This is a genomic window from Mesorhizobium sp. M0292 (assembly GCF_040321695.1).
Taxonomy (GTDB): domain Bacteria; phylum Pseudomonadota; class Alphaproteobacteria; order Rhizobiales; family Rhizobiaceae; genus Mesorhizobium.
Window position 1 is genome coordinate 340639 of sequence record NZ_JAMYSB010000004.1, and the last position, 14536, is coordinate 355174.

At 60.4% G+C, this 14536-nt stretch carries 13 protein-coding genes; 7 read left to right on the forward strand and 6 right to left on the reverse strand.

Going from position 1 to position 14536, the window contains the following annotated elements:
• Positions 1–2: 2 nt before the first annotated feature.
• Genes cyoB through cyoD form a run of 3 tightly spaced genes read left to right on the forward strand, consistent with a single transcriptional unit; the run spans position 3 to position 3093 of the window.
• The gene (gene cyoB, locus NKI96_RS08525) at positions 3–2003 is read left to right on the forward strand and encodes a cytochrome o ubiquinol oxidase subunit I (RefSeq protein ID WP_352803798.1); all 2001 of its coding nucleotides are present in this window, start codon (positions 3–5) and stop codon (positions 2001–2003) included.
• Positions 2000–2686 carry a cytochrome (ubi)quinol oxidase subunit III gene (locus NKI96_RS08530; RefSeq protein ID WP_352803800.1) on the forward strand — a complete coding sequence of 229 codons (687 nt, stop codon included), beginning with the start codon at positions 2000–2002 and terminating at the stop codon, positions 2684–2686. Before cyoB ends, NKI96_RS08530 begins: the two co-directional genes overlap by 4 nt.
• Positions 2683–3093, forward strand: coding sequence for a cytochrome o ubiquinol oxidase subunit IV (cyoD, locus tag NKI96_RS08535; protein ID WP_352803730.1), 411 nt, complete (start codon positions 2683–2685; stop codon positions 3091–3093). The genes NKI96_RS08530 and cyoD overlap by 4 nt, the downstream gene beginning before the upstream one ends.
• A gap of 73 nt (positions 3094–3166) precedes the next feature.
• On the opposite strand, the gene NKI96_RS08540 is transcribed toward cyoD, so the two are convergent.
• Positions 3167–4723, reverse strand: coding sequence for a DEAD/DEAH box helicase (locus NKI96_RS08540; RefSeq protein ID WP_352803733.1), 1557 nt, complete (start codon positions 4721–4723; stop codon positions 3167–3169).
• Positions 4720–6495 carry a CarD family transcriptional regulator gene (locus NKI96_RS08545; protein ID WP_352803736.1) on the reverse strand — a complete coding sequence of 592 codons (1776 nt, stop codon included), beginning with the start codon at positions 6493–6495 and terminating at the stop codon, positions 4720–4722. The genes NKI96_RS08540 and NKI96_RS08545 overlap by 4 nt, the downstream gene beginning before the upstream one ends.
• Positions 6496–6804: 309 nt before the next feature.
• Between NKI96_RS08545 and NKI96_RS08550 the strand changes: the two genes are divergently transcribed.
• From NKI96_RS08550 to NKI96_RS08560, 3 genes are all read left to right on the forward strand, one after another.
• Positions 6805–7644: a Crp/Fnr family transcriptional regulator gene (locus NKI96_RS08550; RefSeq protein ID WP_352803738.1), complete on the forward strand. Its 840-nt coding sequence runs from the start codon at positions 6805–6807 to the stop codon at positions 7642–7644.
• Between the two features lie 19 nt (positions 7645–7663).
• Positions 7664–7900 (forward strand): DUF6894 family protein, encoded by a 237-nt coding sequence (locus NKI96_RS08555; protein ID WP_023668023.1) that lies wholly within the window; start codon positions 7664–7666, stop codon positions 7898–7900.
• A 192-nt stretch (positions 7901–8092) separates the two neighbouring features.
• The gene (locus tag NKI96_RS08560; protein WP_023687819.1) at positions 8093–8269 is read left to right on the forward strand and encodes a hypothetical protein; all 177 of its coding nucleotides are present in this window, start codon (positions 8093–8095) and stop codon (positions 8267–8269) included.
• Positions 8270–8454: 185 nt separating this feature from the next.
• Here NKI96_RS08560 and NKI96_RS08565 read toward each other — a convergent pair whose 3' ends face one another.
• The 4 genes from NKI96_RS08565 to NKI96_RS08580 form a co-directional block, all read right to left on the reverse strand.
• The gene (locus NKI96_RS08565) at positions 8455–8847 is read right to left on the reverse strand and encodes a response regulator (protein ID WP_023687818.1); all 393 of its coding nucleotides are present in this window, start codon (positions 8845–8847) and stop codon (positions 8455–8457) included.
• Positions 8848–9102: 255 nt separating this feature from the next.
• Positions 9103–9621 (reverse strand): DUF1003 domain-containing protein, encoded by a 519-nt coding sequence (locus tag NKI96_RS08570; protein ID WP_352803740.1) that lies wholly within the window; start codon positions 9619–9621, stop codon positions 9103–9105.
• 20 nt (positions 9622–9641) lie between these two features.
• Positions 9642–10700, reverse strand: a complete 1059-nt coding sequence (locus NKI96_RS08575) for an alpha/beta fold hydrolase (protein ID WP_352803742.1) — start codon at positions 10698–10700, stop codon at positions 9642–9644.
• A gap of 128 nt (positions 10701–10828) precedes the next feature.
• Positions 10829–11083: a hypothetical protein gene (locus NKI96_RS08580; protein WP_352803744.1), complete on the reverse strand. Its 255-nt coding sequence runs from the start codon at positions 11081–11083 to the stop codon at positions 10829–10831.
• 220 nt (positions 11084–11303) lie between these two features.
• Between NKI96_RS08580 and NKI96_RS08585 the strand changes: the two genes are divergently transcribed.
• Complete coding sequence (locus tag NKI96_RS08585; RefSeq protein WP_352758032.1) at positions 11304–14456, forward strand: GAF domain-containing protein; 3153 nt, start codon at positions 11304–11306, stop codon at positions 14454–14456.
• The last annotated feature ends 80 nt before the right edge of the window (positions 14457–14536 follow it).

The following is a 14536-nucleotide window of genomic DNA, read 5'->3' on the forward strand; positions in this document are numbered from 1 at the left end:
CGATGCTGGGCAAGCTCGACTGGTCGGCCGTTCCTTTCGATCAACCCATCCCCCTCGGCGCAGCCCTTGGCGTCTTTCTGGCAGCAGCAGCCGTGCTTGGCTGGATAACGGTGAAGGGCTACTGGCCATATCTGTGGAGCGAGTGGATAAGCTCGGTCGACCACAAGCGCATCGGCGTGATGTACATTGTGCTGGCGATGCTCATGCTTCTTCGTGGTTTTATCGATGCTATCATGATGCGCACACAACAGGTGCTGGCGATTCACGGGCCGGGCTACCTCCCGCCGGAGCATTACGACCAGATCTTTTCCGCGCACGGCACGATCATGATCTTCTTCGCCGCGATGCCGTTCATGATCGGCCTGATGAATTTCGTCGTGCCGCTGCAGCTTGGCGTACGCGATGTCGCTTTTCCGACGCTCAATTCCGTCAGCTTCTGGCTGACGGCTTCCGGAGCCCTGCTGGTCAACATCTCGCTTGTGGTCGGCGAGTTCGCGCGCACCGGCTGGCTGCCCTATGCCCCTTTGTCGGAAACCACCTACTCGCCGGGCGTCGGTGTCGATTATTATCTGTGGGCGATCCAGATCTCCGGCGTCGGCACGCTGCTCACCGGTGTCAACCTGGTGACGACCATCCTCAAGATGCGGGCGCCGGGAATGGGCTATCTGCGAATGCCGATGTTCTGCTGGACCTCGCTCGCGTCCAACCTGCTCATTGTCGCAGCCTTCCCGATCCTTACCGCCACGCTCGCAATGCTGACGCTGGACCGGTACCTCGGCTTCCACTTCTTCACCAACGAAGCCGGTGGAAATCAGATGATGTTCGTCAACCTGATCTGGGCGTGGGGCCATCCCGAAGTATACATCCTAGTGCTTCCCGCCTTCGGAATCTTTTCCGAGATTTTCTCGACTTTTTCATCGAAGCCGCTGTTCGGATACCGTTCGATGGTCGCGGCCACGATGTTCATCTGCATCGTCTCGTTCATGGTCTGGCTGCATCACTTCTTCACCATGGGTGCCGGAGCGGACGTTAATGCCGCCTTCGGCATCGCCACGTCGGTCATTGCCGTGGGAACCGGTGTGAAAATCTACAACTGGCTCTTCACCATGTATGGCGGGCGCGTTCGTTTCGACACGCCGATGCTTTGGGCACTGGCTTTCGTGACCACCTTCACCGTCGGCGGCATGACTGGCGTCCTGCTTGCCGTCCCGCCGGCCGACTTCGTGCTACACAATTCGCTTTTCCTCGTCGCGCATTTCCATAACGTCATCATCTCGGGCGTGTTGTTTGGAGCATTCGCCGGCTTCACTTACTGGTTCCCCAAGGCGTTCGGCTTCCGTTTGCACGAAGGCTGGGGAAAAGCGGCATTTTGGGTCACCTTGGCCGGCTACATGCTGGTCTTCGTACCGCTCTATATTGTCGGTCTGCTCGGCATGACGCGGCGCCTGCAACATATCGATATGGACCTTTGGGCGCCGTGGCTGGTGGTGGCCGCTTTCGGCGTGGTGGTGATGATCGCCGGCGCGGCGCTGCAGATCACACAGCTTTTCGTTTCGATCCGGTATCGCGACAAGTTTCGCGACGAAACCGGCGACCCGTGGGACGGGCGTTCGCTGGAGTGGTCGACATCTTCCCCTCCTCCTGTCTTCAATTACGCACGGCTGCCTCACGTGGAAGACGAAGAACCCTACTGGAGCATCAAGCAACGAGGGATCGAACAGAGCGCGGACGAGGAAAAGGCATATGAGCCGATCGAGATGCCTCGCAACAGCCCGACTGGCTTCGTCACCGCCTTCTTCAGCACACTGATCGGCTTCGCGCTGATCTGGCATATATGGTGGCTGGCGATCGTCGGTTTCATCGGCGCATACGCAACCTTCGTCGTATTCGCCTGGCGCGATCATGGAGACTACGAGATCCCTGTCGACGAAGTCGCCCGCATCGACCATGACCACAAGGCAGCCCAGTTTGCCCGGTTGCGCGGGTGGGAGCGCCCGGCATGAGCGATCACGCATTCTCCGGCGACATCAGCGCCGGCACCCAGGCACGGGACCCGTATCGGCTTAATCACACCGGTCGGCATGCGGTGCGCTCTGCGACGGGCCACGGAGAAGGCGGCCCGGCCTCAAAGTTCGTCACGGTGACCTACGGCTTCTGGATCTTTCTCCTGTCCGACATCATCATGTTCTCGGCATTTTTCGCCGCCTACGCCGTGCTCGCCAAGGCAACCGCCGGCGGACCGACAGGCAAGGATCTGTTCGAACCGACACGGGTTGCGGTCCAGACGGGCCTTCTGCTCACTTCGAGCTTCACCGGCGGCGTGGCAACACTCGCCACCCGCCGCAGATCAATGGCTGCCACGCAGTTCTGGCTTCTCGCCACGGGGTTGCTCGGGGCAGCGTTCCTGTTCCTTGAATTGCAGGAGTTCGCGGCAATGATCGGCGAGCAGGCAGGCCCCTCGCGCAGCGCATTTCTTTCTGCCTTCTTTGCGCTCGTTGGCTGCCACGGTGCCCACGTCGGTCTCGGCCTGCTCTGGCTGGGAACGATGATGGCGCAGCTGTGGGTCAAGGGCTTTCGGCCCGACATTTTGCGGCGGCTCCACTGCTTCGGGCTCTTCTGGCACGCCCTCGACATCATTTGGGTTGCCATCTTCACCCTGGTCTATCTGCTGGGAGCATCGTCATGACCGAGTTCGAGAGCAAGACCGGCGAGTTGCAGGACCGCCGCGATTCAGCGCCGGGCGAGGAACACATAAGCGAGCACGAAACGGCTGGGGGCTTCTCGGGCTATGTGCTCGGCTTCGGGCTGGCCATCCTGCTCACGATCGCGTCATTCCTGGCGGCGCGAACCGACCTGATTTACCAGCCCGCGGTCATCTCGGCCCTGGTGGTGCTCGCCGTTGCGCAGATGGGCGTGCATCTTGTCTTCTTTCTGCACCTGACCACCGGGCCGGACAACACCAACAACATCCTGGCCCTGGCCTTCGGCGTGCTGATCGTCGCGCTGGTGGTTCTGGGCTCTATCTGGATCATGGCCCATCTGAATGAAAACATGGCTGCCATGACACCCCATCAAGCCGGAACGATGCCTTGAACGCTGCCCTGCGAACGCACGGCCGCCCACAGTGCACCATTCGCACCGATGGCCCCAGGAGACAGAAGGCTCGTCAGATCTCGTGCTTTGGCTGGGCTGCACGTAGGGCATCAAGCGCTAAGCGAACCGCATCGATGCCTGAGACGCTGGGCTGGATCGGCCTGAAAATCAGGCGGCCGTTCCGGTACTCCAGGCCCAAAGCCTTGCTGTTCCGCCATTGGGACGCCGACGGCTTGTTCCGAAGGGTGATCGCGATGGCCTCGGGACCCACATCGACTTTGCCGACGCCCAATTCCGACGCGGCTATTCGCAACCTGGTAAATTCCAGCAAAAGGGCTACTTCGCCAGGCATGTCTCCAAAGCGGTCCTCGAGCTCTTCGCGGAATGTATCGAGGTCCGGCTCCGAGCGCATGCGGGAGAGCCGCGCATAGAGGCCAACACGCACCGTAGGCTCTTCGACATAGCTCTCGGGAAAAGCCCCCTTTCCCGAGCCATTTATCTCGGCAAGTTGCTGGTCGGAGCCGGCCCCTCCGCCAGCCGCCGAGACCGCCCGCTCCAGCAAGTGCTCGTACAGGCCCACTCCGATCAGCTTCATATGCCCGGCCTGGTCTTCTCCGAAAAGATCTCCGGCGCCACGCAGGTCGAGGTCCCTTTGACTGATTGCCAGGCCTGAGCCGAGCCGATCGAGCGCAAGCATCGTCGAAAGCCGGGCCCTGGTGCTGTCGGCCAGTTCAACGCCAGGCTGGGTCAGAAGAAACGCAACGGCCTGCACCGCCCCCCTTCCGACCCGGCCCCGCAGCTGGTGCAACTGCGCCAGACCGAACCGGTCGGGGCGCCAAACGATGATGGTGTTGGCCCGCGGCACATCGAGGCCGCTCTCGATGATGTCGGTGCTCAACAAAATGTCGCCATCACCGTCGGCGAATCCGACCATGACTTCGTCCAGCTGTCTCCCCTTCATTTCACCATGCGCCGTCTTGACCCCGAGTTCCGGCACCAGTCTGTCCAGTTGGTCACAGGCCGGGGCAATATCCTCGATCCGCGGGACCACGAAAAAGCTCTGTCCACCCCGGTGAAATTCACGCAGAAGGGCCGCGCGCACCGATGCTGGATCGAACGCTGCCAAGATCGTGCGAACGGGACGTCTTTTGGCGGGCGGAGAGTTTAGAACGCTGACGTCCTGGATGCCCGACAACGCCGATTGCAGCGTCCGGGGTATCGGTGTGGCGCTCATGCTCAATGTATGGAGGCGAGGCGCCATGGTCCGCAGGGCCCGCTTCAACTTGACCCCGAACCGGTGCTCCTCGTCGATCACCAGCAGTCCAAGATTGGCGAAGGTGACGCTCCTGGACGCCAAGGCCTGGGTACCCACAACGACCGCAACCTGGCCGCTCCGCAGACCCTCTTTTGCCGCTCTCGCGTCCGCTGCCCCGACCATTCTTGAAAGGTGGGCGACCTGCAGGCCGGTTCCTGCGAAGCGGCGGCTGAACGTCTCATAGTGCTGCCGTGCCAACACCGTTGTCGGAGCTATGATAGCAACCTGTTTCCCGCAGAGAGCGGCGGCGGCGCAAGCACGCAGGGCGACCTCTGTCTTGCCGAAGCCGACATCGCCGCAGACGAGCCGGTTCATTGTCCTTCCGGAGGAAAGGTCATCGAGCACAGCGAGGATGGCGGCCGCTTGGTCGGGCGTCTCCGTATAGGGAAATTTCGCCGCAAAACGAGCCAAGTCCGTGCGGGAGGCTTCAAGATCTCGGCAGGCTGGCTGGACCTGATTTTGGCAAGACCCAAGAGGCGCTTGGCCAGCCTGTCGATCTCGCGCAACGCAGCTTCGCGTCGCTTCGGCCAGCCCTCGCCGTTGAGGCGATCAAGGGACACTGCCTCCGGTTCCGAGCCGTAGCGCCATATTCGTCCAAAGTCGTCGACCGGAACCAGCAAGGAAGCCCCGCCATGATATTCGAGCCTGACGACATCCTGTTGCTGGCCAGCCAACTCGACCTGTTCGACCGCGGCGAGCACGCCCAGGCCATGGTCTTCATGGACGACGACATCGCCAATGCGCAACTCGGGTTCGAGTATGCCCGTGGTCGCGCTCCCGTTCGCCTTCAACGCGGGACCAAACAGGTCGGATGCGGCCACCAAGGCGATATTGGATTGCGCGTCGACAAACCCTTCGTCGAGGACGAATTCAGCCTTGAGAAGAGAGCCCCTTGCGGCCGAAAGTATTTGCGGCAAGTCGGCCGCTTCCTCTGCCCGCCGGCCTAGTCTCCTATCGAGCAGGCGATCTGCTCGCTGCAATTCAGAGGCATCGCCGGTGAACACTACTCTGACTCCGGCGCTCGTCTGCCTTGTGACGAATTCCGCGAAATCATGCCCGGGTCGGGCCTGGCGGAAGAATTTGGGAACTCCCACGGCAGAAACGGCAAGTCTCACGCAGCAGCGGTTAAGCAGAGCAGCGTCCCACTCTTCACGGGATAGGTAAAATCGTCCCGGCAAAGGTTTTTTCGTTCCGGCTGCCTCCTGCCTGGCACGACGTGCATCCTCGACCAGATCCCGAATTCTGCCGAGCGGCTGCCCGTCGGTCCCTTCAAGGAAGGAGATCGAGGCGCTGGAAGCCGCATCGAAGACGGATGGCAAAGCGCCATACGATGCGACCAGGCGCTCTTCCATCGACGTCGCGCGCACAGCTGTCAGCTCAGGATGCTCACCAGCTTTAAAGATCAGCTCGGATGCCGGTCCGACCGTAATGGAGTCTCGAACCTGATCGCTGAGCTGACTGAGCGGGTCGTAGGTCTTGAGCTGGCGGATGCAGGCATCGGGACCAACGATGACGCGAACGGGGCCATCCGCCCCAGCAGGGAAAATATCGATGAGATCGCCCCGAAAGGCTATCTCACCTGGTTCGTCGACCCTCTCGTCGACGACATAGCCAATGGCTTCGGACCTGGTTCTGAAATCGTCACGGTCGAGCTTTTGCCCCACCTCCAGAATTGTGAAACCGCCAGCGATGACCGGAGCAGGCGGCACCCGCTGCAGAATGGCTTCGAGCGACATTACAGCGATGCGCGGGCGATCCGGCTTCGTTGCGATCTCACGCAACGCGCGAAGCCTTCGCCCCATATTGGCGCGTGTGGGCCATACCCTGTCGTAGGGCAGACAATCCCAGGACGGCAGCAAGATGATATCCGCGTCAGGCAGGAACTGACGCAAGGCGCCGGCGATCTCCTCGGCACTGCGTTCCGAGGGAGCTATATGGATGATGTGCTTGTCCCGACTGGTCTCCAGGCCACGGGCCAGCGCTACCGCGATTGCTGAGGATGGCGGTCCGCCGTGCCCTATCGCAAACCCGCTGTCATCCGTGTGATCGATTTGTTCGACATCCGTCCGCGAAATATGCCTGTTCACTGAAATCTCACCTTGCCACTGAGACAACGTCAGCGGAGCCACCCCGTTCCTGGTGGCGCATCAAAGAGTTCCAGGACGGCTGCGGGTGCAGCCCTTGAAATGGGCGGAGCGACAGGGTCAAAGCTGCGCCGTGATCGGCGATCTCCTGGGGGCTGGCTGCCCAGCGGGACAATTTCTAGCCGAGCCTATGTCATAGGTTAATGCATTGCTGCCTGGCTCACCTATGGCTGTCCTAAAAAACTGGTGCTTCGATCATTCCGGGATCTTCAACCACCCTCGACGCTGGCAAAACGCTCCAGGCTCGGGACCATGCCGCACGGCGGCACCTTCTGCCGCCGCGCATATGTCCCCATGACAATCGGAACTTTTGGCGCGGATAATAGTTCGATCACCAACATCAGCCAGGTAGTCAATTTGTTCCCCACCTCATCCTCGGATGTACTCATTCGCAAGCTTCAGACCATCTCGGATCTTCGAGAGGCCGACATCGGCGTTCTGAAAGGCATTCCGATCCAGGAGAAGGAATATTCGGCCAACCACGATCTGGTGCGTGAGGGCGACCGTCCTGTTTACTCGTTTATCGTTCTTGATGGCTTGGTCGGTTCCACCAAACATACGGGCGAAGGAAAGCGACAAATCACATCATTCTTCGTCGCCGGCGACATTCCTGATCTGCATGGGCTGCATCTGTCGGTCATGGATTGTAACTTCTCGACCCTTACGCCGGCCCGAGTAGGTTTCATGCGGCATGACACTCTGCGCGCCGTTTGCGACCAGCACCCTCGCATCGCCACCGCTTTTTGGCGGTCGACGTTGATAGATGCCGCGATTTACAGGGAGTGGGTCATCAATGTGGGAAGACGCGAGGCATACACCCGCATGGCTCACATCCTTTGCGAACTGATTTTTCGCTTGCGCTCCATGGGGCGCATTGAGGATCACGTGGCGGATATTCCCATTACCCAGGCGGCCCTTGGCGATGCACTGGGTTTGTCCACGGTCCACGTCAACCGGATGCTCCAGGAACTACGACGCAGAGGCCTCATTGCCACCTCGGGATCAAAAGTTCACGCACTGGACTGGGCTGGCCTCACTCACGCAGGAGATTTCGACACGACCTACCTGCACCAAAGGAACCCCGCAGATTAGCAGTGACGGAAGCTCTCCGATGGCACGATTTTTCTTCGACAGCGGCGATGGCGATCTCATCTTCGAGGACGAAATAGGTGTCGAATGCGCTGGCCTCGAGGAGGTCCGCCGCGCGGGATTCGAGGGCCTTGTCGACCTCACGAGAGAGTCACTGAAGAGCGTCGACGGGCAGCAATTGTTTATCGAAGTGCGCGATGAAAATGGCGCCAAGATTTTGCGGCTGAGCCTCTCGCTTCGGGTAAAATCGAACGTATAAATTTGCACTCTACGCGCAGCGCTAGGCGAGCGGACTGGGACTGCAAACATCCACTGGCATGTCGTGTCTCAAAACCATGGCCACTTTTGAGCGACATGCATTAACCCATAGATTGTGCCTCGATTTGTGTACAGGACGGGGAACCATCAAAGAGCCGCCGAGTTCGTCCAACGGACAAGCTCGGAATCTGACATGGAAGAAATCGGCAAGGCACAACAAAAGGTCATAGCCCGCCTCATACGGGAGTGGATTTCATCGGACGCCAATCGTCGCCAGCTTCGCCAGTTGCTGGATCTGCCGACAGATGCGGACATGCCCAGCGAGCATCGGTCATTGCTTGACGAACTCGACCGAAAGCTCAACCAATGAGCGCCCCTGCTTTCGGGAGGGCTTCCGAGTGGATGCGAGCCGGTGGCGAGGGAAAGGAGCTGAGGTCGACATCTGGTTGAGGCCGCCGACATTTGACCGAAGCAGACGCGAACGCTTTACGCCGGACGGCGCCGATTGGCCGAAGAAAGAATGTTCGGTGGTTTCGTGGAGCCGCGGTCGGATTCCTAGAGGTGAGTTTCTGCACCTTGCTGCGCGTTTAAAAGTTGAGAAACGGCAGTTATGATCTGCGGCAGAAAAAAGGGCTTGGTGATCATTATGCTGTTGGGCACGCCTTCCGCTCCCCAGTGTACCGCGCTGTCGCCACTGATATAGACAACCGGGATGGTCGAGTTGGACCTTCGCAAGTGCCGAGCGACCTCCCACCCCGACTGTCCTGCTCCCAGACGGATGTCCGTGAGCACGGCCTTGAACTTGGTCGGATCGGGGTCGAAAGCCGCCAGCGCCTCGGCGGCACTCCGAGTGCCGACGACCTGGAAGCCGGCCTCCTCCAAAGCTGACTCGAGGTCGAGCAGGATCATTGTCTCATCTTCGACGATCAGAACAGCACCTTCGCTCATCCGGAATCTCCCCAAGCCGCCACCGCTAATACGAGTTCGGCGTCAACTTGGTTCCATCTGACGCGCAGCAGCCTGTTGGTTATCGAAGCTCTACGCTGCCTCGATTGCGCGGCGGACTTGTGACGTCGGGAAGCCACCCTGGAAAAGGCCGACACCGGCTTAGCTGCTTCGACAGCCTTGGACAATGAGGCTGAATTATAGGTTGTAGCCGACGCTTAACCGCTGCCGACGAGGTCGCTTTGATCAAGCGTTCTCCTAATCTCCAGAAGCTTGCTGGATCTGCGTCATCACCTTTTGGGGATCCACATTCTCGGCGAGTTCCGGCAGCTCTTTGTCGGCCGGGGTCGAGATATTCAGACGCGCCGTCAAGGCAGCCACCATCTCGATCAGCCGCGTGGTTTCATGTTCGTTTAGAAGGCTGATCTGCAAATCCAGTTCGGCTCGGCGCTCGCTGTGGGCGGCCATTCTGTTCTGATTGATCAGCACGAAAGTAGACAGGAAGATTGCCTCAACCGAGGCGACCATGGCCAGGATCACGAAAGTCGGGTCCCAGGCTGGGACGGCTGGTATCGCGCCAAGGTTCGCGAGGACCCAGACGACAAGAATTGCAAGGTGCAGATAGACGAAAGTCATGCTTCCCGCGAAGCGCGAAACAGCGCCGGCGACCCACGCTTGAACGCCTTGGTGCTCTTCTTGCTGCCGCCTGTGCTCGACCAGGGCCTGTATGTTCTGGTGGAGCACCGACTGCATGTCGGCTGGACGTTGGTCGCTCATTTGAAAGCCCCGTTTGGAGATCATTCCGTGCAAGCGGCGTCGCTTATCGCCGGTGGCTCCCGCGAGGCCGGATCTGCCTTGAACTCGTCGGCACACGACTTGGGTCGCTGCCGACGGCCCGCTTGGAACAAGGCGTGCCGTCCTGCAATAGTGTGCACCATGCCGACCACTGCCTGCGGGGCGCTCTGATGAACCATATGGCCGGCGCCCGGAACCACCTCGAGGAGAGACCCACCGACTTCCGCGTGCAAGCGTCGTGCATCGCGTTGCGCGTCGAACAACCGGTCCCCGGATCCCGCCATGATGCCGGTGGGCACGGCAATGTCCCTATAGTTGGCTTTTCCCAAGAGGGACGCGGCCAGCATCGATGCTGTCTCCAGAGAAACCGCCCGCAGTTGGGAAGGGCGGCTGGCGACATCTTTGGCAAGTGCGGCGAACTCGCCGGCGACGACGGCGGGTTTAAAGATCTTCTCCATTGCCCAATGCCAAGCAAGCCTTACAAGCGGCGGCAGCAAGGTGTGACGAAACGCGGTGCCGATCACAGGCAGTGCAGGGAGTGCGGCCAGTGCAAGATCCAGCCGCGGCGGCGGATAGTAATAGCCCGAGACCAGCACGATGCCCACGACCGATTGAGAATGCCTGCGCGCCAATTCGAGGGCGATCCAAGCTCCCCAGGAATGTCCAAGCACGAGGTATTTCTCTATACCCAGCCCGCAGGCCGCGGCATGTATGAGGTCGGCTTGGTCGCGAGCGGACCAACGCCGGCCGCGCGGCCGTGAGCTTCGCCCAAAACCGGGACGATCAAATGCAAGCACCCGGTAGGTCTTTGCCGCCTCATCGAAGATGCCGCTCGACTTGAAATCCTCCGCCATGGATCCATTGCCATGCAAGAGAAGGAGCGGCATGCCGGTTCCGGCTTCGATAAAATGCAGGCGCACACCATCGATCTCCATCACACGTCCGCACGCCCGGCCGGCAATCGCACGTTTGGCGTGGATGGCGTTGTATGCCGCCAGCGCCGCCAACGAGGCCGCGAGCAACCCGGTCGCGAGTTTCGGTCCATCTCTGTCGAACGCCATGCCCGTGCCTGTTGGAAACTATCTGCCGACCCCAACTCTCGGGGCGAAAGCTTGTTCCGCCAGACAAGACAACGCTGTACAACCGGCTCAAGCGGCTAAGGTAGGCCTTCTCCATGGAGTTGGGACCGTTAAGCCTGGGCAGCGCTGCTGCCTCCCATTTTCCAATCACCCAGCCAACGTGCGCGCACGGCAATCATCAGCATGGCCGCTTCCGTCATCCCGGTCTGGAAAAGTCTGACCAGCTCTCTCGCGATGGATTCTGCCGCGGTAGTGTCCGACGTAATCTCAAATTCCTGACACAGCGCGTCGAAGACCGACCGAAGCGTTTTCAGGTCGTCTGGATAGAGAGCGTCCGTATTCGCAAGAATGGGTCGGTCAAGCATCAAACGTCTCCAAACGAGTGAAGTGCGGTTCGGGCACCCAGCCAGCGGGAGCTCGTCAAGTGCCCGCTGGTTTCCCCTTTATCCGCCACAGCGCGCCAAGCTGTCATTAACCTATGACCGGTGCGGCGTGTTCGGCTGACCGGCCCGCCAAAGAAACTGCCGTCCTGCGGGGAACTCTTGGCCGCAGACTGCATTTAAGTCCGGGCAAAACGGGGGCGAAATGGGGGCCACTTCAAGCAATCCGCGATCTGAACTGCAGCGCTTCGAGCTTTTGGCAGCGCTGGGCGACCGTATTCGCGAGATTACGGATCCCGCAGAACTGGCCTACGCAGCCGCGGAACTGCTGGGGAACCATTTTGGCATCAGCCGAGCCGGATACGGCACGATCGATCTAGAGAAAGAAACGATCACCATCGACAGGGACTGGAACGCGCCAGGCATCAAAAGCCTGGCTGGGACGCTGAATTTCAGGAACTACGGCTCGTATATCGAGGATTTGAAGCGAGGCGAAACCGTTGTCTTTGAAAACGCCGAGACAGATCCGCGAACCAGCAGCCATGCGGAGGCACTCAAAGCCATCAGCGCCCAATCCGTCATCAACATGCCCGTTACCGAGCATGGCGGGCTGGTGGCGCTGTTATACCTGAACCACTCCGCGCCCAGACGCTGGGCGACGGAGGAAGTAGCCCTCATTTCGGCAGTCGCGGACCGGACGCGTACGGCGATAGAACGCCTTCGCGCCGAACTGGCCCTGCGTGAGAACGCCGAACGCCTTGCTTTTCTCGACCGCCTCGGCAGGGAGATAGCCCTCGCGGCCGACGCCGATGCTGTCATGCAGATCACCACTCGGCTCCTCGGCGAACATCTTGGCGTCTCGATTTGCGCCTATGCCGACATGGAGCAGGACCAAGACCATTTCACCATCCGCGGCGATTGGAGCGCACCTGGCTCGCCCAGCATCAGGGGATATTACAGTCTTGCCGATTTCGGTCGCCTGGCTGTCACCAACCTCAGCGCCAACAAGCCGCTTATCATCAACAACAACCTTGAGGAAATTGCTCCCGAGGAAGCGAAGACCTTTCAGGATATCGGGATAACGGCAACCATCTGTATGCCTTTGGTCAAACAAGGCCGACTGACTGCCCTGATGGCCATCCACGACAAGCAGCGCCGCGTCTGGTCGCAACGCGAACTGTCCTTGCTGACCGAGGTGACGGAGCGGTCCTGGGCTCACATCGAGCGCGTTCGCTCGGAACAGGCGGCACGGGCCAGCGAGGAGAGGCTGAGGCTTGCCACCGACGCGGCCGCTATTGGCACCTGGGATTACGATCCCATCAGCGGAGTGCTGCGTTGGGACGACCGGTGCAAAGCCCTTTTTGGTTTGCCGCCGGACGCGGAGGTGACATATGAAAGCGCGTTCCTGGCGGGCCTCCATCCGGAAGATCGCGCACGGGCCGACGAGGCCGTACGCCAGTCGCTTGCGCCGGGCCCCCCCTCCCGCTACGACATCGAATACCGGACGATCGGCCTTCGGGATGGCAAGGAGCGCTGGATTGCCGCAACGGGGGAAGCGCTTTTCCAGTCCGGCCGTGCGATCCGCTTCATCGGCACCGTGGTCGATGTCACCGCGCGAAAGCGGGTGGAGCATCAGCTTCAGTTGATGAACGCCACTGCGGCAGCCGTGGCGGCCGAGCTTGACGTAGAGCGAATTGTCCAGACGGTAACCGATGCCGGCGTGGTGCTGTCGGGCGCACAATTCGGAGCTTTCTTCTACAATGTGATCGACGACAAGGGCGACAGCTATGTGCTCTACGCCCTGTCGGGGGCACCTCGTTCTGCTTTCGAAAACTTTCCGATGCCGCGCAACACCGCGGTGTTCGAGCCCACTTTCCGCGGAACAAGCGTGGTGCGTTCCGATGATATCCTCACGGATCCCCGTTACGGAAAGAACTGGCCCCGCAAGGGAATGCCGGAGGGCCATCTGCCGGTGCGTTCCTATCTCGCCGTGCCGGTCGTCTCGCGTTCGGGCGAGGTCCTGGGCGGCCTCTTCCTTGGTCATTCAGAGACCGGCGTGTTCGCCGAACAGCAAGAAGCGGCCTTGCTGGGGCTTGCCGGCCATGCCGCGACGGCCATCGACAACTCCCGGCTGTTCAAGGCGCTGCAGACACTCAACGGCACGCTCGAACAACGTGTCAAAGATGAAGTTGCGGAACGCGCCAGAGCAGAAGAGCACCTGCGCCAAGCCCAGAAGATGGAAGCTGTCGGACAGCTCACCGGTGGCATCGCGCACGACTTCAACAATATGCTGGCCGTCATCATCGGCGGCCTGAACCTTGTGCAGCGCAAGCTCAGAAACGGCGATACCAACGTCCACCAATTCGTAACCGGCGCGATCGATGGAGCACAACGTGCCGCAGAACTTACCAGACGACTGCTCGCCTTTTCCCGCCAGCAACCACTGGCGCCGAAGCGGCTGAATCCAAATCGCCTCGTCTCCGGTATGAGCGAATTGCTGAACCGGACGCTTGGCGAGACCATCCAGATCGAGACCGTGCTCGCTGCGGGCCTATGGCATGTCGAGGCCGACGCAGGGCAATTGGAAAGCGCGCTGCTCAACCTCTGCGTCAACGCAAGGGATGCCATGCCTGCTGGCGGCAAGCTGACGATCGAGACATCAAACGCCCACGTCGACGATCGCTATGCCAGGGAGAACGCGATCCCCTCCGGCCAGTATGTGATGATAGCGGTCACCGATACAGGAACGGGCATGACTGCTGATGTTGTCGCAAGAGCCTTCGATCCGTTCTTCACCACCAAGGGGGTCGGCAAAGGCACCGGGCTGGGACTCAGCCAAGTCTATGGGTTTGTTCGCCAGTCCGGCGGCAGTGTGAAGATCTATTCCGAGCAGGGCATCGGAACCACCTTGAAAATATATTTGCCGCGCTCGCACCATGGCGTGCTCGACAGCCAAATCGACGTCGTGGCAGGCGAGCACCCCGGCTGTGCAGACGAGATCATCATGGTTGTCGAGGATGAAGATCGCGTCCGGCTGATGGCCGCGGAAGCGCTGCGGGAACTGGGCTACTCCGTGCTGGAAATGCAAGGTCCACGCGAAGCGCTGGTGGCCGTCGAAAGCGGGCAAGTGCCGTCGCTTCTGTTCACCGACGTGGTGATGCCGGAGATGTCGGGCCGGGAGCTGGTGGATCAGGTCAAGACAATGCACCCGTCGCTAAAAGTGCTCTACACCACCGGCTACACACGAAATGCGATTGTCCACAACGGCACGCTCGATTTCGGAACCGAACTTTTGACCAAGCCCTACACGATCGACGAATTGGCAGAGAAAGTCCGGAAGGTGCTGGATCGAAAGTGAACGGGCAACAGCCCGCGACGCTCGCCCCGTGACCGAACGCGCCGTTTGCCGCGTGGGTGTGCAGCGAAAAGGGCCGAAGG